This window comes from Mesorhizobium sp. M1406 (assembly GCF_040317555.1).
Lineage (GTDB): Bacteria > Pseudomonadota > Alphaproteobacteria > Rhizobiales > Rhizobiaceae > Mesorhizobium.
Map to the genome: position 1 here is coordinate 1 of NZ_JAMYKW010000029.1, position 19,724 is coordinate 19,724.

A 19,724-nucleotide genomic window follows, 5' to 3' on the forward strand; every position below is an offset into this window, starting at 1 on the left:
ATCCCCATAGCCATCAACTGTGGCCCGCGGGTTCCTGCATGAGAGGCTTTCGTACGCCTCTCGGCACCCGAAACCCTTCAGCAATAGCGGCCATTCAGGGTGCCTTTGGCGCTTCCTGAAAGCCGACTTCCCAAACGACCACGCTGGCCGACATGTTTGGCAAGGCCGGTGCCGGCGGTTAGCTACTATCTACTATAGAGGCGCTCGAGACAGCGCGAGAAACGGGCGACCCGCAGATGATTTTTCCGTGCTATGATGGTGTTGCGACGCTTAATCGACCTCTGCAATGGCAGAGGCCGAAAGCTATTTTGCCTGGCGCAGGAAGTTATGCGCCCAAGCACGGGCTCAACTCCGAAACGCTGGGTGTGCTGCCTTTTCTGACTGATCCGGGCGAGGAGGTTGTCCATGTCCACGAGTCGTATCGACCGGCCGCTGCAGCCGGGCGACCGGGTACCGAATATTGTGTTCGACGCGATCTCGCGCGACGGCAAGATCGCGCTCGACGATTTTCGAGGCCGCCCATTACTGGTCGGTTTGTTTCGAGGCCTGCACTGTCCATTCTGCCGGCGCCATGTCGCGGCGATGGCGCAGCTCAATCCGGCCCTGAAGGAGAAAGGCATAGAATGTCTTGCAGTGGTCAAGACGCCGGTCGAACGTGCGCGGCTCTACTTCCGTTACCATCCGCTACCCGATCTTCTTAGCGCATCCGACCCGGAGGGCGCTTCACACCGCGCCTTCGGTTTACCCATCCTCGAGCTCACGGAGAATGAAACCGAATGGCCGCACAAGCTCGGAATGGACGCAGTCATGACAATGCGGATCGATCTGCCGGGGGAGTTGCCCGAGCCGATGAACCCGGCTGCGGCGGGCGACTTTTTTGAGAAAAAGGACGGGTACGAAATTACGGAGGCCGACCGGCAGATTATGATCGCCGGTCACATGCCGCTTGTCGGCGAGTTCTTGCTCGATCGGGAAGGCATTGTGCGCTGGACCTTCACGGAAGCTGAAGAGGAAGGCCAGAATGTATGCCGGGCCCCAAATCCCAAAGAATTGATGGCGGCAGCTTTCCAAGTCGCACACTAATCTGGAAAGGGGTTCTGGCGTTCAGAGATCGCCGCGTCCATGAGCGTAATCCTCGCGTTGTCCTTTCCGGTGTCGAAAGTCTTCACTGGCCATGTTCAAGTCTCGATATGACGAATTTCGTTCCGGCAGCAGAGACCAAAAATTCGCTGCTGCGGCAGCCTCGAGACGCCTATCCACTGCGGCCCCGACGGCATAGCCATGACAGTCATTCTGGCAGCCCCGCCATGCGATAGCCTTCCACGATATGCCGCCGCACGTCTTCGGCCGGGAAAGGCTGCGAAGCTGACCAATGCCGGATTGTGAAGTGCGGATTGCTTATCAGGAACATTTCCGCCTCCCAGCGCGCCTCCTCCAAATGGCCAAGTCGCGCAAGGCTTGCCGCAAGCAGGCGTCGTGAAGTCGTGCGATAAGTTTCGGGTCTCCGCAACGTTTGAACCGCGGATTCGTAGTCACCGATGGCATACTGAGCCTGGCCCAACATCCAGTAATACCAACCGGGCGGGTGAGGGTTGAGTCGCAGCGCCTTGCGCACCTGCTCTATGGCTTCGGCAGGCCGGCCGTTTTCCGTCGTCAGTTCAGCCTGCATCGCCCATGCGTCGGCGTGGTTGGGATCCAGCTTGTGGGCGGCGGCGAATTCGGCATCCGATTCCGCCCAGCGACCCTCATGTCCTAATATAACGCCCAATACCCATCGGTTCCCAGCGTCATTCGGGTCGAGTCCGACCGCCTGCTGTGCTTCGGCAAGCGCACTTGCGCGATTGGGATCCATCGGTTCGTCCCAGAACTCCCAGCCCAGCCAGAGGTTGAGTGCCAGCCAACGATGGGCCTCCGCATATTCCGGATCGAGCGCGATTGCCCGGTTCAGCAGGAAAATGGCTTCTTTCGCGGTGACCGCCGTTTGCAGCCCCAAGGCCCGTGCACGCACACATAGATCATAGGCCTCCAGGTTGCTCGGTCTGTTGCGCGCCGGCGCGGCGGTCAGACGGCCCACCAGAGCCTCGACAATCTTGCCGGTCACCTCGTCCTGAACGGCGAAGATATCTTCAAGGCTTCGGTCGAATCTTTCGGCCCAAAGGTGGTCGCCCCCGATCGCATCGATCAATTGAGCGTTGATACGCACCCGTCCAGCTGCCCGCCGTGCACTACCCTCAAGAAGATGGCGCACTCCCAGTTCTCGCGCGATGCGACGCACATCCACGTGCCTGCCCTTGTATGCAAAAGACGAGTTGCTGGCGATGACAAACAACTCGCTGTTCCTCGACAGATCCGTGATCAGGTCTTCGGTGAGGCCGTCGACAAAAGCCTCCTGCTCCGGATCGTTGCTCATGTTCGTAAAGGGAAGGACGGCGATGGAGGGCTTGCCGGGGAGCGGCAGCGGCGCTTTCTCCGCCGGTCCGCCACCGTCAGATGAGGTCGATATCCGAATCCGATAAACGGACACCGGTTCGGCAACGTTCTTGATCGCTTGCGGACCGAGTTCGTCGAAGTCGCATTCAAGCTTTCGCTTGACTTGGTCGTAGACGCTGCCGGAGACGCAGATATCTCCAGCCCCGGCCATTGCCTGAAGCCGCACTGCGATAACAACGCCATCGCCGAACAGATCGCCGTCCTCGACAACGACATCGCCCAGATTGATGCCGATATGCAGGTTGATTTGTCGGTCGAACGCCAAACCCTCGTTCGCGGCCATCATCCGCTTCTGGAGTTCGACGGAGCATGACACAGCGTTCACTGCGCTTCCGAACTCGACTAGGACGCCATCGCCCATCACTTTTACGACACGGCCGTGACGGTCGCGGACCAGTGGTTCCAGGATCTCCTTCCGCCTTCTCTTTAACGCGGTCAACGTTCCTTTCTCGTCCAGGTCCAGAAGTCGGCTGTAGCCCACCACGTCGGCGGCCAATATGGCGGCAAGACGGCGTTGGGCGCGTTCTTCGGCCATTTCGCTTTGCTTTCATTGAAAGCAGAAAAATGGATTGTATGCCGCCCATTTCAAAAGTCTATCAGGCTGACTTCGAAGCTCGATCGGCAACCCGCTACATGGGGTGATCGCGCCACGTGGGTCGATCATTCACTTTCTTCTTTACGCGGTCGCGAGGACGGGTTGCTCTTGGCAGGGGCGACTCCGTAAAGGGATGGGCGCCGCCCTGCAATGCGCGCTATTGCTTCGCCGGCGGCACGATCTTCATCACGAACGAAGTCGGCGCCTCGCCCGGTGCGAACGGTCCAGGGACCTTGTTGCTCACCGGCGGCAGGCTCTTGAGATAGGCCGCGATCGCCCCGGCGTCGGTATCGGTGAGCTCCGCGAATGCCGCCCACGGCATGATCGGAGCGAGCGTGCGTCCATCGGGGCGCTTGCCTGTCCGGATTGCCGTGACGATATCACGCTCACTCCAGCGCCCGAGACCCGTCGCCGCGTCGGGCGTGAGGTTGGGGCCGTAGAAAACCCCGAGCCCCGGGATCTCGAAGCCGACCTCGGAGCCTCCGAGGTGACGCGTCATGTCCGGCTTGCCGAGGAAATGTCCCGGCGTGTGGCAATCGGTGCAGTTCCCGATGGTCACCAGGTATTTCCCCCGTTCGACCAGCTCGCGGTCGGCCGCGCCGGCAGGCGACGATCCGATCGCCGCCACCAGCGCCGTGAATGCTGCGGGCAACACCCGCCTGGCCGTCTGCGACGCCACGCGCGCCGCGGCAGATCCGAAGTCGCGAATGCTCATGCTTTCCTCCGTCCCGTGGCTCTAGGGCTTGCGGCCGATCACGGCGCCGTTCGCGGCGGGTGCGTCGAACCAGACCGTCTCGATTTGCCTGAATCCGACTTCCTCGAGCCACGCCGAATACTCGGCCGGCGTATAGTTTCGCCCTTCCGTCTCGATCAGCATGTTGAGGCTCATTAGCGCGGCCGGCGTCGGCCCGGTCTTTTCGTCATTGACGAGAAGCTCGCTGATGATGACCGCGCCGCCGCTCGGCAAAGCCTCGAAGGATCGGCGCAGCAGGGCACGGTCCTTCGCCTCGTCCCAATCGTGCAGGATCATCGACAGGAGATGCACGTCGTGATCCCCGGGAAGCTGCTCGAAGAAGCTGCCGCCTATGGTCTCGATCCGGTCGGTCAAGCCGGCCTCGGCAATCTTTCCCGCGGCGATCGCGGCCACATGCGGCAGATCAAACACGGTCGCGCGCAGCGCTCCATATTGCTTGCAAAGCTCAATGTCGTACGCGCCCGATCCGCCGCCGATGTCGAGAAGACGGCGGAAACGGCTGAGATCCACGGCCTCCCCAAGCATACTCGCGGTCATCGTGGAGAGCGAATGCATCGCCTCCCAGAAGGTTGCCAGCATCGTCGGATCCTCGCCGTCGAATGCCGAGGACTGCACTGTCGTGTCCCATGTGGTTGGCCGGTTCGTGCGCAGCGCTTCGGTAAGTTTGCCCCAGCCCGCGTAGAGCCGCTTGTCGGCCATCTGCACGAAGCCACCGAAGTAATACGGCTTCCCGCGCACGAGATAGGCTTCGCTTAAAGGCGTATTGCGATAGCGGCCGTCCGCTTTCTCCAGAAGCCCGAGTGCTGCGCAGCCGGTCAACAGCATCTCGGCCGGGCGTGGATGCAGACCGAGCGCTTGCGCTAGCTCGCCAGCAGTCGTGCCTGGGCCGCCCGCGAGGCGGCTGAAGAGGTCCAGCTCGTGTGCTGCAGCCAGGGCCTTGAAAGCCCAGAAGCCCGTCGAAAGTGCCATTAGCGGGACGGCGGAAGGAAGTTCCTGCGTGGCAATCGGCTGGTCGACCGAGCGCAGCCTTGTCCCGTCCGAGATCGAACCGGGCTGGCGGGCAAGCGTTGTCGTGCGCGCAGCAGCGCGCTGGAGATGGTTCAACATGGCGCATTCCTCAGTGTTGACGGTTAATTCGCGGCTTCAAGCCGCGCTGTATTCTTGGCAGTGCGGGTTCCGAACACTGCCGCAGGTCCGGACCGCCCCTACCTCATCGACATCAAGTTCGTGACTAAACCTGGCTTGACTTCAAGCACTGCCGCTGGGGCCTCGGCATGACCGATGTCCCTCAGCCGCTCGGGGGGCAAATCCGCGATTGCCCGACGTCTGGAGACGGCCAACAGCCAAGCTTTGGGAGCCACGTCTGTAGCCTTCAACACAACTCCAAGTAGTCGCACACTCGACGAGTGATCGACGCGAGTTTCCGCTCGAGGCATTTCAGCCTCCCATTTCCAGCCATCCGCGCGAGTTCCTTGGGGGTATGCAGCCCACCGGCCAGTTCGTCGGCGATGTTCAGCTTCGCCACCATGCACAGCAATTGCGTCGTCAAGCAATCGCATGTTCTTGCCTCGCTCTGCGAAGCCCACCGCAGGGCGACACATAGCGCAGGCACCGCGGCGCCGTCAGCCCAAAAGCTCCGGGTTTTGTTCTGATCTTGCTGCGGAATGGGCGGCGGTCTTGCTTCGGCAGAGATTTCGCTTACCTGAACTGTGCCATGTTACGATTGCAGGACTACACCACCTTCAATCATCTGCAGCAGTCGGGTGTTCCTTTGCGGGCCTCGACACGCTTCGGGGAGGGCTTGGCAGCTGCGCTCTGGGAGCGGGAGGGACACGGGCATTACCGCTACAACCCGGCCAATCACCATACGCTCAGTTTTTGGGTCGCCGGTGGTGCGGGCTTTCGCCGGCTGCGCGGACGCAGCTACGACCCAATCCATGGCGAAAGCAGCCTCTGGGTTGTGCCGGCGGGCGCACCGACCGCATGGGAGGCTGCCGGGAAAGGCCGGCTGCTCCACTTCTACATCCCGACGCCGGTGTTTGAGTCGCGAGTGGTGGAGACGCTCGATGCCGACCCCAGCCTGATAAGCCTGCGCGAAGCGGGCCTCCAACGCGATCCGTCGCTCGAAAACATTATCCGCTCCATGGTGCTGCCGCTGTCGTGGGAGGAGCCGGCTGACCGCATCGCCATAACTCAGGCCGGCGAAATGCTGACCACCTATCTCGCGGCCCGCTGCAGCGAACGCCCGCCGAGAGCGCTCTTCATCCGCGGCGGTCTGGCGCCAGTCGTTCTGCGGCGGGTGCAGGAGTATGTCGAAGCCAATCTGGAGCAGGACCTGACGATTGGGGACCTGGCTGTCGTGGCCGGTCTGAGCCCCTATCACTTCGCCCGTGCCTTCAAACGCTCGACTGGCCTTGGCCCCTATCGCTACGTGTTGCGGAAACGCACCGAGCGTGCCAAGCGGCTTCTTGCAGCAGGCAAGACTCCGTTGTCCGACGTGGCACATGCCTGCGGCTTTGGCAGCCAAAGCCACTTTTCCGCCCGCTTCCGAGAGGTAACCGGACTGACCCCACGCCAGTTTGGCCGCTGCGTTCATGGCCGATCCCTGGTCGAGCGCGTCGGGATTGGGAATCTTTGACCTCTGCACTCGCGGCTGTTGGCGAACGTCGAGGAGATCGGCCACGAGGCGCCGATCATGGCTCTCAGTCGAGCTTCAGCGCCGCAACCTCGCCCTCGTTCATCAGCGGCACATAGAGGATCGACTTGCCGTCGGTGCCGATGTCGGCGCTGCCCGGCTTGAAATGCGCCACCGCTTCCGGCGCGGCGCCGGGATGACAGCGGTAGAGCGTGCCGGTCATGTAGGCGGTGGCGTAGATGGTGTCGCCAATAGCGACGACACCATCTAGGTCGGCGAATTTCTGCGCGTCCGGCAAGGGCGAAACCACCTTGCTGGCGATGTCGACCGACAGCAGCCCGCCCGGCTCCGCCGTGCTGAAGTCGGGCTTGATGCCCTTGCCCCAGGAGGCGACGATCAGCCTGATACCATCGGCGAAGACGCCGTTGGGCGAAGCCAGCAGCGCGTCCTTGACGAACAGTTCCGGCCGGTCGCCGTCGATGCGATAGATCGTGTCGGCCAGCATGTCGGTGACATAGACCTTGCCCGACGAGTCCGATGTCATGTCGTTCAGGAAGACCGCATTCGGCACCGCGATGCTGGCGACGAGCTTGCCGCTGGCGAGATCGACAACGCGAACCTTGGTGATGTCGGCGACATAGAGCTTGCCGCCCGATATTGTCATACCCTTGGGTGCATCCATGCCGTCGGTCCAGTGTTGGGTGACCGTCTTGCCGTCCAAGGACAGAACGCTGAGATAACCGTTGCCGTCGGCCTCACCGGGATTGCCGACGATATTGGAGACGATGATGCGGTTGTTGGCGGCATCGAACAGGGCCGATTCCGGCTGTTCGAGACCGGTGGCGCGCCAGAGTTCGCCGGCCTGGGCGGCAGGCACTGCGGCGATGCCAATGACGGCGAGAAAGGCTGAGGTGACGAAGGTTTTCATAGCTGGTCTCCTGCGATGACAACGGAGAGCTATGATTTTCGATACTTTCCCGAAAGCCATATTACCACTAGTATCGAAAATCGATACGAAATTCCCGACAAGAGGTGCGTCCCATGAACGGTCTGATTTTCGAGGCGTTGAAGCGGACGCTGAAGGCGAAGGGCGTCACCTATCGCGAGCTTGCAGAACGCATGGGCGTTTCCGAGCCGACGGTGAAGCGCATCTTCCACGAGCGCAACTGCAAGCTCGACCGGCTGATGGAGATCTGCGCCGCCGCCGGGGTGGAACTCGAAAACGTGCTCGGCTCGATGAACAGGGGGCCGGGTCCGGTCAACCACATCGCGCCGGAGATCGAGTGCAGGCTCGCCGGCCGGCCGGCACTGCTGTTCATCTTCGTCATGCTGTCGGAGAAGTTCACGCCCGAGGGCATCATGCGCTCGCAAGGCCTGAGCGAAGCCTCGATGTTCCTCTATCTGCGCGATCTGGAGGAACTTGGCCTGATCGCGCTCGGACGGGGTCTGTCGGCGAGATTGCTGGTCGAGACGCCGATCCAGTGGAATTTCGAAGGGCCGCTGCGGCCGCTGTTCGAGATGACCAACAAGAATTTCATCGGCTGGGCCATCACCCATATCGAGAACGAAGCGACCTTCGTCAGCTTCTCGAGGCGGATGCGGCCGGAGACGGCGGAAATGGTGCGGCGCGAGGCCCAGGACCTCGCCGACCGCGCCAAATTGCTGGCCCATCACGATCAGCATACCACGCCGGAGGATGGGCTGGTTGGCTACAAATGGACGTTTGCCTTCGGTGCAACGCCATTTCCCGCGATCATGCCGATCGGCCCGCACCCGCGCGATGCCGGCGCGTTCGATCGGCCCGCCGCTCCCGCAAAGGGACGCCGCCCGTTACCGGCCTGACAGCCGCGGTTCAAAAATGAAATCACATTCATGATAGAGTTCGCGCACTGATTTGCCAGACTGAAGAGGGCGGGTTTGCCGAATGCGTGACACGTCCCCGTGAAATCGAAGTGATCCTATGCCGACCGCGCCAACACTTGAACTTCGCCGCTATTCGCGCCTGAAAAATTTGCGGGCGCGCGCAGAACGCCAGGGTGCTGCATTGCAGTTCTGGGCCCGTACGGCATCGCTCGCTGTGATCTCCTGCTTCTTTTCATTGATCAGCCGCTGGGATGCTTCGCTGCTCTTCGTGCTGGCGGGCCTCGTGCTGTTCCAGCTCGTCGGCCTGATCCAGTTTCTCTTTGCGCGCCGTCGCACGGCGCGATGGTGGATCGGTTACCTCGTCGGTACGCTGGACATCACTCTGTTGACCGTTCTGCTGGTAACGCCCAACCCGTTTTCCCTGGAGGTCGCACCGGCCGCGATGCAACTGCGCGAAGGCAGCTTCAAATTCCTGCTGATTTTCGTATGCCTTGGCGCGCTGACCCTTTCGACACGATTGGCGCTCTATCTCGGCGCGCTCGCGGCCTTGACATGGGCGATCGGGGTGGGATGGGTGATTTCTCATCCGGGAACCGTCATTCCGGCGACGAACCTCTATTCGCTGCCGGTGACAGAGCGACTGAACCTCTATCTCAACCCCAATTTCGTCGATACATTTGCGCAGGCGACCAACGTGTTGGTTGTGCTGATTATCGGCGCGATCATCGCGCTGGTCGTCTATCGTTCCCGACATCTGTCGGAAGACTATGTCAAGGCAGAGCGCGCCCGCGCCAATCTCGCCCGGCATTTTTCGCCCAATGTCGTCGACCAGCTCGCCACCGATGACGAGCCCTTCGGCCCGGTCCGCCGGCAGGATATCGCGGTGCTGTTCGCCGACATCGTCGGCTTCACACACTATTCCGAGGATCATCCGGCCGAAGCAGTGTTCGAACTTCTGCGTCAGTTCCACCGTCGCATGGAACAGGTCGTTTTCGACCACAATGGCACCGTCGATAACTATATCGGCGATTGCATCATGGCGACATTCGGGGTTCCGCAAGCCAGCCATGACGACGCGACTCGGGCCATCCAGTGTGCTGAAGCGATGGTCGCCGCTCTCGAAGACTGGAATGTCCAGCGGGTGTCCAGGGGATACCCGCCGCTGGACGTTCGGATCGGTGCACAATATGGCGCAGTGGTCATCGGCGCGGTCGGCAGCGAGCGCAATTTGTCCTTCGCGGTGGTGGGCGACACCGTCAACGTCGCCAGCCGTTTGCAGTCGCTCTGCCGTGAGCTTCAGGCGAATATTTGCTTTGGGTCACGACTGATTGAGGCCGCGAAGGCGGAATCGCCCACGACACTGTTGAATGCGCGCGATCATGGACCGGTGAGCATCCGCGGCCGGGACGAACCGGTCCATGTCTGGGTCGAACACAGAGCCGAAAACCAGGGTGCTATTGCGGTTTCGGCGTGATATAGGCCGCCATGTGAAACGCCTGCACCTCGGCTGGATAGCGGTAGGCCGCGCCATAGGCGGCCATCAGGTGTCTGAGGCGATTGCGCCAGCCTTTGCGGCTGCGGCGTCTGTGCTTGCCTTGTCGTCCCAGACCATCTGCCGGTAGTCGAAACCATATTCCAGCGTCGGCTTGACGATGCGGAAATAGGGCGACAGGTCGAAATCGCGCGGCGTGTACAGTGAGTGGTGGCGGATGTGCAGGATTTCCTTGCGCGAATAATTCGACTGCGCCGAAGCGCGCCCGGGCGCACGGGTGATCTCGGGCAGGATCGGATAGCGGATCTGGCCATAGGCCTCGGCGATCAGCGTCGAGCAGATCGCCCGCGTCGGGTCGCCGGAGCCGAAGGCCAGCATGCGGCGGCGCCAGCGCACCGGCACCGGTGGCGTCGGGAAGAAGAACCGCAGCATGTCGAAAATGTTCTTGAGGTCGTATTTAAGGCCGAGCTTGCTGACCATGAAGGCGACGACCTTGTCGCGGTCCTCCGGTGTCAGCCCGCTCGCCCGGCAGATGCGGGTGTTGTAGGTGCGATAGCGCGACAGGGGCACCGCCACGCAGCCTTCGCCGAGCGTGACCTCGATCAGCCGCCGCCTCTCCGTTCCGTCCTCCGGTTCGGCCAGCGCGTCGCCGACATAGAAGGCCGCATGCGACCAGGTCGACTGAGTCAGGTATTTGATCGCCGCCGAGATCTTCTGGTTGCCCTCGATCAGCAGGATGTCGCCGGGCTCAAGCGTGCGGCGCAGCGTCTCGGCATCGGATGGCGTGTAGGGTTCGTAGCCGGAAGATTCTTCCTGCAGCCGGCCGGCGAGCCAGCGGCCAAGTCGATCCAGAAGCGTGTTGCCGGGCTCGGTCATATCCTATGGCGATTAGCATAGGCGGGCAGCCGGGCGCCAGCCGCATGTCGGTCAGCTGACCGTCGCGTCTTCCGGCGGCGAAGCCAGATCGTCGCGCGCCTTGCGCGCCAGTTTGCGCGTCGAGCGTTTGGGACTGTCGCCGAACAGTTCGGCCGCCTCGGCCAGACAGCTCTTCTTCAGCTGCTTCTCCGACCGCTTCAAAAGCTTGCCTAGAAGCTTGGTGTCCTCGTGCGGTCCGAGCGGACGCCCGTCGGCCTCGAGCAGGTCGCGCATGACGAACACATCGTGCAGGTCGCCCAGCCGCTCGCCCAGTTCGTCGACCGCCTTGCGCCGGACCTTGATCGGTGTCGGCCACAGCCTGCCGAGCAGCGACAGATGCATGCCGTGGGTCTTGGCCGCCTTGCGCAGATCGTGGAAATCATTGGCTTCGCCGCGCGATCCGGCCTTGTCCAGCGCCTTTCTGGCGCGACGCAGCGTGGCACGTGCGCCTTCGGCAAGCACGTCCGCGGCCTGTTCCGGCTGGTCGGGCAAGACGAGGCTTTCGATCCGCTTGAGGCCTTCCTCGCAAGCGGCGGTCGCCGCGCCGATCGCCGCTTCGAGTCCGCTGCCTTCGTGCAATTCATGCTGGTGGGCGATCAGCCTGTCGCGCGCAGCGGTCAGCCCATCGTCGGCGCTCTCCTTGGGAAAGCTTGCCGCCAGCCGGTCGATGGTCTCGATCAGCGCCGTCGCTTCGCGCGGGCCGGCAAGCAGCCCCGCCACATTGCGGTAGCACTGGTTCTCTGTCTCGCAGAATGTTTCGTCTCCGGAACGAACAAGGCGCAGCAAGGCACGCGCGCTCTTCAGCCGCTTGCGGCATTTGTGCAGCGCCTGCTCCGGCCTGCTACGCGCGGCGTCAAGATGATGCAGAGCCTTGCCGATTTCCTCGGCAAGGATACGCCTGACCTCGCCGGTCAGCGGCAGACGCGGATCGATGCGAAAGCTCATGCGGCGATCTCCGGTATCCCCCCGAGGGCGAGCGACGCGTTGTAGAATTTCTGCTCGCCGGTCACTTCACGGCCGAGCCAGTCAGGCAGCATTTCGTCCGGCACGTCCTCCGGCGTCTCGAGTTCGGCGACCACAAGTCCCGCAAGCGGCCCGCCAAAGACATCGACTTCATAGAGATAGCCGCGGTGCCTAACATGGTGACGTGTCTTCTCGATGACACGTCCGAGGGCGAAGTCCAGCATCTCCATCGCCTCCGACAGGGGGATCGAATATTCGAACTCGTCGCGCTCGCGCGCCTTGCCGCCGAATTTGAGCGTCAGCCTGGCGGAAGTGCCGTCACTGATGCGCACGCGCACCGTGCGCGCGGGGCCGGCGGCGAGATAGAACTGCAGGATGCGGATATCCGCCTCGGCCAGTTCTAGCCATGCGGTGCCGGAAACCAGGAATTTGCGTTCGATTTCCTTGCCCATGGCCGCGCACTAAAGCGGTTGCCGCCGTTCATGGCAAGACAATGTATACAGTCGGCGCTCACGGGTTGACTTTAATCAATCGATTGATTAAATAGAGATCATGACGAAGTCGCCCGACCCCAAAAGCCCTCGCCGCGAGCCCACCGAGATGACGCGCGCCGCTCTTGTGCAGGCGGCGCTGAAACTGTTCGGCCGAAAGGGTTTTGACGGCACCTCGACGCGCGAGATCGCCGCGGAGGCGCACGCCAATATCGGTTCGATCGCCTATCATTTCGGCGGCAAGGAGGGTCTTCGCACCGCTGCCGCCGACTTTATCGTCGAAACCATCCAGACGGTTGCCGGCCAGGCGCTCGGCAATATGCAGGCAACCGCGCCGGGCAGTCCGGAGGCGGCGCAAATGCAGCTCTTCGCGGCTCTGGAACGAATGGTCGGCTTTGTCGTGGCAAGCCCGCAGGCCGGCGAGATCGTGCAGTTCCTGTTGCGCGAGCTTTCCCATCCGACGGCAGCGCTTGACCGCATCTATGACGGCGTCTTCGAGCCGACGCACCGCCGGCTGTGCCAGCTCTGGGAACAGGCGACGGGCGAGCCGGCCGAAAGCGAGGCTGCGAGGCTTACCGTGTTCACGCTGATCGGCCAGGTCATCTATTTCCGCATCGGTCGCGAGGCGGTGATGCGCCGCATGGGCTGGCACGACATCGGCGCCGCCGAGGCCGCCAAGGTGGTGGCGGCCACATCGGGCAATCTCAAGGCCATACTGGCTGCCCGGAAGAGGCAAGGATGAAGAGGCAAAGACCATGAGCGTTTTGTGTTCGCTGCCGCTCGCCGCGCAGCTTTTCAGCGCCTGTGCCCCGGCTGCCCCGCTGGCCGTCGGCTATGTCGAGGGCGACTATGTGCTGCTGGCGCCGATCGAGGTGGCGCAGGTCGAGACCGTCACCGTGAAACGCGGCGATCGTGTGGTGCCCGGCACGACCGTGGTGACGCTGGAAAGTGCCGATGCCAGGATCGCGGTGGCGCAGGCCGAGGCCGGCCTCGCCCAGGCGCAGGCGCAATTGGCCGACCTGCAGATCGGCAAGCGGCCGGAAGAGATCGCGGTGCTCAGGGCGGAGCTCGACATGGCCAGCGCCCAGGCCGCCGACGCCAAGCGCAAATTCGACCGCGCCGCGGACCTGTTCAAACGCGGCGCCGGCACGCAGGCCGATTTCGACACCGCCTCGGCGACGCTGGAGACGGCCAACGCGCAGGTCGGCCAGGCCAATGCCAATCTCGCCGTCGGCGGCCTGCCGGCACGGCCGGAGACGATCAAGGCCGCCGACAACCAGGTCAAGCAGGCGCAGGCGACGCTGGAGCAGGCTGAGTGGCGGCTGTCGAAGCGCGTGCTGGCAGCACCCTCGCCAGGCCGCGTCAACGACGTCATCCGCAATCCGGGCGACACCGCCGGCCCGACCGCGCCGGTCATCTCGATCCTGCCCGACGGAGCGGTAAAGCTCAGCGTCTACATTCCGGAGAGCGCCTTCTCCTCGGTCAAGGTCGGCACCTTGCTCGGCGTCCATTGCGACGGCTGCGGCCCGGATGTGAAGGCACGTGTCAGCTACGTCTCGCCCGATCCCGAATTCACCCCGCCGGTGATCTATTCCTTGGAGAACCGGCAGAAGCTGGTCTACCTCGTCGAGGCGCGGCCGGAGGGCGATGCCGGCCCGCTGCAGCCGGGCCAGATCGTCGATGTCGACCTGGCGGACAGCGCAAAATGAATGTCATCGACGTCCATGGCCTAGTCAAGCGTTTTGGCGACAAGACCGTCGTCGACCATGTGACGATGACGGTCGCCGAAGGCGAGATCGTCGGTTTTCTCGGGCCGAACGGTTCGGGCAAGACCACCACCATCCGCATCATGTGCGGCCTGCTGACACCCGACGAGGGCGAAGGCACGGTGCTCGGCTTCAACATCCGCACCGACAGCCTGCGCATCAAACGCGAAGTCGGCTACATGACGCAGAAATTCTCGTTCTACGAGGATCTGACGATCGGCGAGAATCTCGAATTCGTGGCGCGGCTCTACAGGCTGAGGCCGGTCGAAGAACATGTCGCCAGGACGCTTGAAGACCTCGGTCTGGCGACGCGCCGCGACCAACTGGCCGGCACCTTATCGGGTGGCTGGAAGCAGCGGCTGGCGCTGGCCGCCTGCATCATGCACCAGCCGAAATTGCTGCTGCTCGACGAGCCGACGGCGGGCGTCGATCCGAAGGCACGGCGCGAGTTCTGGGACGAGATCCATCGCCTCGCCAGCGGCGGGCTGACCGTGCTGGTCTCCACCCACTATATGGACGAGGCCGAGCGCTGCCACCGCATCAGCTACATCTCCTACGGCAAGATGCTGGCCACCGGCACCGTCGCAGAGGTGGTCAGGAATGCCGGGCTGACCACTTTCGTCCTGCAGGGCCCGCGCCTCGACCAAGTCGCGGAAGCGCTGCAGGGGCGCCCCGGTGTCGACCAGGTGGCGCCGTTCGGCGCGACGCTGCATGTCGTCGGCTCCGACAAAAAGAAGCTTGAGGCGGCACTCGCCGATGTCGAAAAGCAGCACAAGGGCGTGAAAGTTTCGCCTGGCGAAACCAGCCTCGAGGATGTCTTCATCCAGTTCATGTCCGGCTCGAAGGACAACATGGCATGAACAGCGTCTTTTCCTTCGCCCGGCTTGGCGCCCTGCTGATCAAGGAATTCATCCAGATGCGGCGCGACCGCATCACCTTTACCATGATGCTCGGTGTGCCGCTGATGCAGCTGGTGCTGTTCGGCTACGCCATCAACAATGATCCGAAAAGCCTGCCGGCAGCACTCGTGGCAACAAGCAGTGACCCCTACACGCGGGCCATGGTCTCGGCGTTGCAGACCACGGGCTACTACCGTTTCGACCATGTCTCGCAAAGTGCTGCCGATGCGGAGTTCCTGATGTCGCGTGGCGATGTCGCCTTCGTCGTCACCATCCCCGCCGACTTCGCTCGGCGGGTCGAACGCGGCGACAGTCCGCAGATCCTGATAGAGGCCGACGCCACCGATCCGGCCGTCGCCAGCGGCGCCATCTCGACGCTCGGCACCGTCGCCAGCCAGGCGCTGCTTCGGGCGCGCGGCATGCAGGAGGCGGCCGCCGAGGCGGCGCTTGGCCAGCTCGAAGTGGTGGTGCACCGGCGCTACAATCCCGAAGGCATCTCGCAATACAACATCGTGCCCGGCCTGCTCGGCGTTATCCTGCAGATGACGATGGTGATGATGACCTCGATCGCACTGACGCGCGAGACCGAGCGCGGCACCATGGAGAACCTCTTGGCGATGCCGTCGAGCCCGCTCGAGATCATGCTGGGCAAGGTACTGCCCTATCTGGCGGTCGGCGCCGTTCAGGTGGTGGTGGTGCTGGCGGCGGCGAAGCTTCTGTTTGCCATCCCCTTCACCGGCTCGATATCGCTGCTGCTCACCGCCGTGCTGATCTTCGTGCTGGCGCTGGTGCTGCTCGGCTATACGATCTCCACCATTGCCCGCACGCAGATGCAGGCGCTGCAGCTCACCTTCTTCTTCTTCCTGCCGTCGATCATGCTGTCCGGCTTCATGTTTCCCTATCGCGGCATGCCGGGCTGGGCGCAGGTGTTCGGCGAGATCCTGCCGCTGACGCATTTCCTGCGCATCATCCGCGCGGTGATGCTGAAGGGCGCCCAACTGCCGGCGGTCGCAACGGAGATCGGCTGGCTGTTGGTGTTCGTGGTATTGTTTGCCGGCGTGGCACTGGTGCGGTTCAGGCGAACGCTGGATTAGACGCCGCCGCCATGATCTCGGCATACGTTCCGAAATCGACATTGCCGCCCGACAGCACCACAGCCACGCATTTGCCCGACAGGTCGATCTCGCCCGATGACAGGGCCGCCAGCGCTACGCAGCCGCCGGGCTCGACCACCAGCTTGAGGTAGGCCATGGCATCGCGCATCGCCTGGGCCGTCGCCTTGTCGGAGACGGCGATGGCACCAGTGAGGTTCCTGCGATTGATCTCGAAGGTGATCAGGCCGGGCTCGGCGGTCAGGATCGCGTCGCAGATCGAGGCGTGGCCCGGCTCGTTCGAAACCCTGGTGCCCGCGACCAGCGAACGGCGGGTGTCGTCGAAGTGCTCGGGTTCCACCGCCCAGACCGCGGTGTCGGGCGAGGCGTCCTTGACGGCGACGGAAATGCCGCTCGACAGGCCACCACCGCCGCAGGGTACCACGACCGCGTCGAGGCTGACGCCAAGCGCTCTTGCCTGGCGCATCAATTCGAGGCCGATCGTGCCCTGACCGGCAATGATGGCCGGGTCGTCGAAGGGCGGCACCAGCACCATGCCCTTTTCGAGGTAAGGGCGGATCACGGCCATGCGGTCGTCGCGAAAACGGTCGAATGGCACCACCTCCGCCCCCATCTTGCGGACATTGGCGATCTTCATCGCCGGCGCGTCGGCCGGCATGGCGATGACCGCCTTGACGCCGAACATCGCCGCCGACGCCGCGACGCCTTGCGCATGGTTGCCCGACGAGAAGGCGACGACGCCCCGGCTGCGTTCCTCTTCGCTGAGCGACGACAGCTTGTTGTAGGCGCCGCGGAACTTGAACGAGCCGGTGCGCTGCAGTGTCTCCGGCTTGAACAGTATGCGGGCGCCGAAGCGCTTATTCAGCTCCTGCGATTCGATCAACGGGGTTTCGACGATCAAGCCGGCAAGCCGGGCTGCAGCGCGGTGGATGTCGGCAATGCCGGGAGGGGTTATGGCGGTCATGTAAGGTCCAGTGGAAGAGAAGGTGTCCTCGCATGATGCGCGCAAACAAACGTGGCGCACCAATGAAAAAATGTGACCGTTACAACGTTTTGGCGGGGCGGCAACGCCACCGCTGCACGCCTCCCTCTGGCGGTCGAGCGCTCAGCCGGGGGCCCGCTGCCTACGGCAGCCCCCGGTTCGAGCCCTTTGAAAGGTCCACCGGATCTTTCAATTCGCCTGCGGCGAACCGGGCTCTCACCCCAACAGCGTCCGCTGCCTCTTGCTCCCGCCCAGCTTGCGCCAGTTGTTGAACCGATGCGTGGCGGCGGCAAAGGAGATTTTCATTTGCTGGGCGACCGAATAGCGCGACTTGCCTTCGTCGAACATGCGGTAGCAGCACTCGACGCCTTCCTCGGTCAGTTTGCCGTCAGGCGCCTTGTTGTGCGGATTGGCGGGGTCGAATTTCTCGATCTGCTGCTCGACCAGGCCTTTCAGGCGCTGCAGATCGGCCTCGATGCTGGCGATGAGATCGAGAACGGGCTTGGGATCATAGGGATGCGGAGGCTGTTTTGCCGTCATCTGCCGGCTCCTTGTTCTTGGCTTGGCTCACCCATATAGGTAAACATTCACTGATAATGAAGGCCTTGCTACGCGCGCGGGCTTCAACAATTCTTGACCGCACGCAATTGACCGAAGGCATCTCAAACCATAGTTTAGAACTATTCTAAACTAGGGTGAATTCCTCATGCTTTCCCGCGTCTTCGGCTTCGGCCGCCGTCCCTTCGAATCGCTTACCGAACAGGAGATCCTGGCTCTGGCCATTTCGTCCGAGGAGGATGACGGACGCATCTATCGCGCCTACGCCGATGGTCTGACGGAGAACTTCCCGCAATCGGCAAAAGTGTTCGAGGAGATGGCCGAGGAGGAGGACGGCCATCGCGACGCGCTGATCGAGCTTTTCCGCGAGCGGTTCGGCGAGCGCATTCCGCTGATCCGGCGCGAACATGTGAAGGGTTATTACGAGCGCAAGCCCGACTGGCTGATCCGGCCGCTTGGCATCGAGCACGTGCGCAGCCAGGCCGAAGCGATGGAGCGGCAGGCCTATCTGTTCTATGTCGAGGCGGCCAAGCGCACCACGGATGCCTCGACCCGGAAACTGCTCGACGATCTGGCGTTGGCGGAACAGGGTCATGAGACGCTGGCGCAGCGCCTGGAGCAGAAGCACGTGCCGGGTGAAGTGAAGGACGAAGAGGCCGCCGCCGAGCAGCGCCAGTTCATCCTCACCTATGTGCAGCCAGGGCTTGCCGGGCTGATGGACGGGTCTGTGTCGACGCTGGCGCCGATCTTCGCCGCCGCCTTCGCCACGCATGACACCTGGCAGACCTTTCTGGTCGGGCTTGCCGCCTCGATCGGCGCCGGCATTTCGATGGGCTTCACCGAAGTGGCTTCCGACGACGGCAAACTGTCGGGCCGTGGTTCGCCGGTAAAACGCGGCATCACCACCGGCGTCATGACGTCGGCGGGTGGCCTTGGCCATGCATTGCCCTATCTCATCCCGCATTTCTGGACGGCGACAGGTGTCGCGGCAGTCGTGGTGTTCTTCGAACTGTGGGCGATTGCCTTCGTCCAGAACCGCTACATGCAGACGCCCTTCCTGCGTGCCGCCTTCCAGGTGGTGCTGGGCGGCGCCCTGGTGTTCGCGGCGGGTGTGCTGATCGGGAATGCTTAGTGTTCTTCCTTGTCCCACAGGGGGAGAAGGAAGAACCACTCACCCATTCACCGCCCGACTGTCCGCCGGAGCCTCGTCCCTCTCTGTCAGTCCATAGTCGCGCACCACATGCGCGATGCGCAGACGATAGCCGGCAAAGATACCGCCGCGGCCGGCCTTCTGCGCCTGCCGGTGTTCCTCGGTGTTGCGCCAGGCCTTCACCGCTGCCTCATCGCGCCAGAACGACAGGGACAGGATGCGGTTCGGGTCGACCAGGCTCTGGAAGCGCTCGATGGAGAGAAAGCCGTCGATGCCGTCGAGCAGCGGCCGCAAGTCGGCGGCGATGCTCAGATACGCATCGCGCCTGCCTGACGCCGGCTCGACCTCGAAGATGACGGCAATCACGGCAGCACCAGTTTCGCGTGCGGTCCCGAGACGTGTTTCAGGAACATGCGGTCCTCCTTCAGGATGAATCTTTCGCGCTTGGCGAACTCGTAGTTTGCCTTGCCGGCGGGATCGGCGGCAAGGCGCGCCCGGTAGGCTTCGTAGGCCGCCAGGCTGTCGATGTTGTAGGCGGCATAGGCGGTCGTGGCCGAGCCCTCATGCGGCGCGAAATAGCCGATCAAATCGGCGCCGCAACGCGGAATGGCCTGGCCCCAGTTGCGCGCATACTCCTCGAAGGCGGCTTTGCCGAACGGGTCGATCTCGTAGCGGATGAAACAGGTGATGGTCATGGCGGTCTCCTTGGGTTTTCGCATCGATAGTTCGAGCAGCGTCGAAACATTGTGCCGCCTGGTCTGCTAGGCAATCGGGGTGACGGTCACGCTTGCCAGAAGGATTTCGCGCATTCGCGGCGCACGTCTTGCGGCGTCAGGCCAAGGTCGCGCAGCAAATGGTCGTCGATCTCGGCAAGGTCGAGACGTTGCAAATGGCGGTCATACCAGCGGGCCAGCAGCCGCGAACGCAGCCAGGTAACGAACGGGAACGATTGACGGCTGGGGAGCGGTGCCGAGGGGGAAGCGGTTCGCGCGGTCATCGTCGTCTCCTTGATCTGCTTGATCTGCCTGGAGAATAGTGGTTATCTGACAAGAATGCTTC

General features: G+C 62.9%; 21 protein-coding genes. 9 read left to right on the plus strand and 12 right to left on the minus strand.

The annotated features are described in order from the left end of the window. The first annotated feature begins 405 nt into the window (after nucleotides 1-405). A complete protein-coding gene (locus tag NKH03_RS21805) occupies nucleotides 406-1,083 on the plus strand; it encodes a redoxin family protein (protein WP_352872431.1) in 678 nt (225 codons plus the stop codon). Between the two features lie 205 nt (nucleotides 1,084-1,288). Here the strand turns inward: NKH03_RS21805 and NKH03_RS21810 are convergent, their stop codons facing one another. From NKH03_RS21810 to NKH03_RS21820, 3 genes are all read right to left on the minus strand, one after another. Beyond that, nucleotides 1,289-3,025 (minus strand): adenylate/guanylate cyclase domain-containing protein, encoded by a 1,737-nt coding sequence (locus NKH03_RS21810; protein ID WP_352970466.1) that lies wholly within the window; start codon nucleotides 3,023-3,025, stop codon nucleotides 1,289-1,291. A gap of 217 nt (nucleotides 3,026-3,242) precedes the next feature. After that, entirely contained in the window at nucleotides 3,243-3,800 is a 558-nt protein-coding gene (locus tag NKH03_RS21815) for a c-type cytochrome (protein WP_352970468.1), read from the minus strand. A gap of 21 nt (nucleotides 3,801-3,821) precedes the next feature. Further along, nucleotides 3,822-4,808, minus strand: coding sequence for a methyltransferase (locus NKH03_RS21820; RefSeq protein WP_352970470.1), 987 nt, complete (start codon nucleotides 4,806-4,808; stop codon nucleotides 3,822-3,824). A 745-nt stretch (nucleotides 4,809-5,553) separates the two neighbouring features. Between NKH03_RS21820 and NKH03_RS21825 the strand changes: the two genes are divergently transcribed. Beyond that, nucleotides 5,554-6,477 (plus strand): AraC family transcriptional regulator, encoded by a 924-nt coding sequence (locus tag NKH03_RS21825; protein ID WP_352970472.1) that lies wholly within the window; start codon nucleotides 5,554-5,556, stop codon nucleotides 6,475-6,477. Between the two features lie 64 nt (nucleotides 6,478-6,541). On the opposite strand, the gene NKH03_RS21830 is transcribed toward NKH03_RS21825, so the two are convergent. Continuing rightward, on the minus strand, nucleotides 6,542-7,402 hold the full coding sequence (locus NKH03_RS21830) for an SMP-30/gluconolactonase/LRE family protein (protein WP_352970474.1): 861 nt from the start codon (nucleotides 7,400-7,402) through the stop codon (nucleotides 6,542-6,544). 113 nt (nucleotides 7,403-7,515) lie between these two features. On the opposite strand from NKH03_RS21830, the gene NKH03_RS21835 reads away from it, so the two are divergent. Further along, nucleotides 7,516-8,316: a helix-turn-helix domain-containing protein gene (locus NKH03_RS21835; protein WP_352970477.1), complete on the plus strand. Its 801-nt coding sequence runs from the start codon at nucleotides 7,516-7,518 to the stop codon at nucleotides 8,314-8,316. 118 nt (nucleotides 8,317-8,434) lie between these two features. After that, on the plus strand, nucleotides 8,435-9,811 hold the full coding sequence (locus tag NKH03_RS21840) for an adenylate/guanylate cyclase domain-containing protein (protein ID WP_352970479.1): 1,377 nt from the start codon (nucleotides 8,435-8,437) through the stop codon (nucleotides 9,809-9,811). Nucleotides 9,812-9,877: 66 nt separating this feature from the next. On the opposite strand, the gene NKH03_RS21845 is transcribed toward NKH03_RS21840, so the two are convergent. Genes NKH03_RS21845 through NKH03_RS21855 form a run of 3 tightly spaced genes read right to left on the minus strand, consistent with a single transcriptional unit; the run spans nucleotide 9,878 to nucleotide 12,159 of the window. Continuing rightward, a complete protein-coding gene (locus NKH03_RS21845; RefSeq protein WP_352872416.1) occupies nucleotides 9,878-10,705 on the minus strand; it encodes a YiiX/YebB-like N1pC/P60 family cysteine hydrolase in 828 nt (275 codons plus the stop codon). A gap of 51 nt (nucleotides 10,706-10,756) precedes the next feature. Beyond that, nucleotides 10,757-11,689: a CHAD domain-containing protein gene (locus NKH03_RS21850; RefSeq protein WP_352970481.1), complete on the minus strand. Its 933-nt coding sequence runs from the start codon at nucleotides 11,687-11,689 to the stop codon at nucleotides 10,757-10,759. After that, complete coding sequence (locus tag NKH03_RS21855) at nucleotides 11,686-12,159, minus strand: CYTH domain-containing protein (RefSeq protein ID WP_352970483.1); 474 nt, start codon at nucleotides 12,157-12,159, stop codon at nucleotides 11,686-11,688. Before NKH03_RS21855 ends, NKH03_RS21850 begins: the two co-directional genes overlap by 4 nt. 100 nt (nucleotides 12,160-12,259) lie before the next feature. Between NKH03_RS21855 and NKH03_RS21860 the strand changes: the two genes are divergently transcribed. Genes NKH03_RS21860 through NKH03_RS21875 form a run of 4 tightly spaced genes read left to right on the plus strand, consistent with a single transcriptional unit; the run spans nucleotide 12,260 to nucleotide 15,957 of the window. Beyond that, the gene (locus tag NKH03_RS21860) at nucleotides 12,260-12,940 is read left to right on the plus strand and encodes a CerR family C-terminal domain-containing protein (protein ID WP_352872410.1); all 681 of its coding nucleotides are present in this window, start codon (nucleotides 12,260-12,262) and stop codon (nucleotides 12,938-12,940) included. 13 nt (nucleotides 12,941-12,953) lie between these two features. After that, the gene (locus tag NKH03_RS21865) at nucleotides 12,954-13,907 is read left to right on the plus strand and encodes an HlyD family secretion protein (RefSeq protein WP_352970484.1); all 954 of its coding nucleotides are present in this window, start codon (nucleotides 12,954-12,956) and stop codon (nucleotides 13,905-13,907) included. After that, entirely contained in the window at nucleotides 13,904-14,824 is a 921-nt protein-coding gene (locus tag NKH03_RS21870; RefSeq protein ID WP_352970487.1) for an ABC transporter ATP-binding protein, read from the plus strand. Before NKH03_RS21865 ends, NKH03_RS21870 begins: the two co-directional genes overlap by 4 nt. Beyond that, on the plus strand, nucleotides 14,821-15,957 hold the full coding sequence (locus NKH03_RS21875; RefSeq protein WP_352970489.1) for an ABC transporter permease: 1,137 nt from the start codon (nucleotides 14,821-14,823) through the stop codon (nucleotides 15,955-15,957). Before NKH03_RS21870 ends, NKH03_RS21875 begins: the two co-directional genes overlap by 4 nt. Here NKH03_RS21875 and NKH03_RS21880 read toward each other — a convergent pair. Then, nucleotides 15,938-16,939: a threonine/serine dehydratase family protein gene (locus NKH03_RS21880; RefSeq protein WP_352970490.1), complete on the minus strand. Its 1,002-nt coding sequence runs from the start codon at nucleotides 16,937-16,939 to the stop codon at nucleotides 15,938-15,940. The two genes, NKH03_RS21875 and NKH03_RS21880, sit on opposite strands and share 20 nt — an antisense overlap. A gap of 234 nt (nucleotides 16,940-17,173) precedes the next feature. Continuing rightward, on the minus strand, nucleotides 17,174-17,497 hold the full coding sequence (locus NKH03_RS21885) for a hypothetical protein (protein WP_352880385.1): 324 nt from the start codon (nucleotides 17,495-17,497) through the stop codon (nucleotides 17,174-17,176). A gap of 166 nt (nucleotides 17,498-17,663) precedes the next feature. Between NKH03_RS21885 and mbfA the strand changes: the two genes are divergently transcribed. Then, a complete protein-coding gene (gene mbfA / locus NKH03_RS21890) occupies nucleotides 17,664-18,647 on the plus strand; it encodes an iron exporter MbfA (RefSeq protein WP_352970492.1) in 984 nt (327 codons plus the stop codon). Nucleotides 18,648-18,686: 39 nt separating this feature from the next. On the opposite strand, the gene NKH03_RS21895 is transcribed toward mbfA, so the two are convergent. The 3 genes from NKH03_RS21895 to NKH03_RS21905 form a co-directional block, all read right to left on the minus strand. Beyond that, entirely contained in the window at nucleotides 18,687-19,031 is a 345-nt protein-coding gene (locus NKH03_RS21895; protein WP_352970494.1) for an antibiotic biosynthesis monooxygenase family protein, read from the minus strand. Further along, on the minus strand, nucleotides 19,028-19,360 hold the full coding sequence (locus tag NKH03_RS21900; RefSeq protein WP_352872395.1) for an NIPSNAP family protein: 333 nt from the start codon (nucleotides 19,358-19,360) through the stop codon (nucleotides 19,028-19,030). Before NKH03_RS21900 ends, NKH03_RS21895 begins: the two co-directional genes overlap by 4 nt. Nucleotides 19,361-19,446: 86 nt before the next feature. Further along, a complete protein-coding gene (locus NKH03_RS21905) occupies nucleotides 19,447-19,662 on the minus strand; it encodes a DUF1127 domain-containing protein (protein WP_352880378.1) in 216 nt (71 codons plus the stop codon). Nucleotides 19,663-19,724: the final 62 nt, after the last annotated feature.

Bases quoted from the DNA above. Each gene is read 5' to 3' on its own strand.
- NKH03_RS21805 (WP_352872431.1), top strand. From the start codon at position 406: ATGTCCACGAGTCGTATCGACCGGCCGCTGCAGCCGGGCGACCGGGTA.
- NKH03_RS21810 (WP_352970466.1), bottom strand. From the start codon at position 3,025: ATGGCCGAAGAACGCGCCCAACGCCGTCTTGCCGCCATATTGGCCGCC.
- NKH03_RS21815 (WP_352970468.1), bottom strand. From the start codon at position 3,800: ATGAGCATTCGCGACTTCGGATCTGCCGCGGCGCGCGTGGCGTCGCAG.
- NKH03_RS21820 (WP_352970470.1), bottom strand. From the start codon at position 4,808: ATGGCACTTTCGACGGGCTTCTGGGCTTTCAAGGCCCTGGCTGCAGCA.
- NKH03_RS21825 (WP_352970472.1), top strand. From the start codon at position 5,554: ATGTTACGATTGCAGGACTACACCACCTTCAATCATCTGCAGCAGTCG.
- NKH03_RS21830 (WP_352970474.1), bottom strand. From the start codon at position 7,402: ATGAAAACCTTCGTCACCTCAGCCTTTCTCGCCGTCATTGGCATCGCC.
- NKH03_RS21835 (WP_352970477.1), top strand. From the start codon at position 7,516: ATGAACGGTCTGATTTTCGAGGCGTTGAAGCGGACGCTGAAGGCGAAG.
- NKH03_RS21840 (WP_352970479.1), top strand. From the start codon at position 8,435: ATGCCGACCGCGCCAACACTTGAACTTCGCCGCTATTCGCGCCTGAAA.
- NKH03_RS21845 (WP_352872416.1), bottom strand. From the start codon at position 10,705: ATGACCGAGCCCGGCAACACGCTTCTGGATCGACTTGGCCGCTGGCTC.
- NKH03_RS21850 (WP_352970481.1), bottom strand. From the start codon at position 11,689: ATGAGCTTTCGCATCGATCCGCGTCTGCCGCTGACCGGCGAGGTCAGG.
- NKH03_RS21855 (WP_352970483.1), bottom strand. From the start codon at position 12,159: ATGGGCAAGGAAATCGAACGCAAATTCCTGGTTTCCGGCACCGCATGG.
- NKH03_RS21860 (WP_352872410.1), top strand. From the start codon at position 12,260: ATGACGAAGTCGCCCGACCCCAAAAGCCCTCGCCGCGAGCCCACCGAG.
- NKH03_RS21865 (WP_352970484.1), top strand. From the start codon at position 12,954: ATGAGCGTTTTGTGTTCGCTGCCGCTCGCCGCGCAGCTTTTCAGCGCC.
- NKH03_RS21870 (WP_352970487.1), top strand. From the start codon at position 13,904: ATGAATGTCATCGACGTCCATGGCCTAGTCAAGCGTTTTGGCGACAAG.
- NKH03_RS21875 (WP_352970489.1), top strand. From the start codon at position 14,821: ATGAACAGCGTCTTTTCCTTCGCCCGGCTTGGCGCCCTGCTGATCAAG.
- NKH03_RS21880 (WP_352970490.1), bottom strand. From the start codon at position 16,939: ATGACCGCCATAACCCCTCCCGGCATTGCCGACATCCACCGCGCTGCA.
- NKH03_RS21885 (WP_352880385.1), bottom strand. From the start codon at position 17,497: ATGACGGCAAAACAGCCTCCGCATCCCTATGATCCCAAGCCCGTTCTC.
- mbfA (WP_352970492.1), top strand. From the start codon at position 17,664: ATGCTTTCCCGCGTCTTCGGCTTCGGCCGCCGTCCCTTCGAATCGCTT.
- NKH03_RS21900 (WP_352872395.1), bottom strand. From the start codon at position 19,360: ATGACCATCACCTGTTTCATCCGCTACGAGATCGACCCGTTCGGCAAA.
- NKH03_RS21905 (WP_352880378.1), bottom strand. From the start codon at position 19,662: ATGACCGCGCGAACCGCTTCCCCCTCGGCACCGCTCCCCAGCCGTCAA.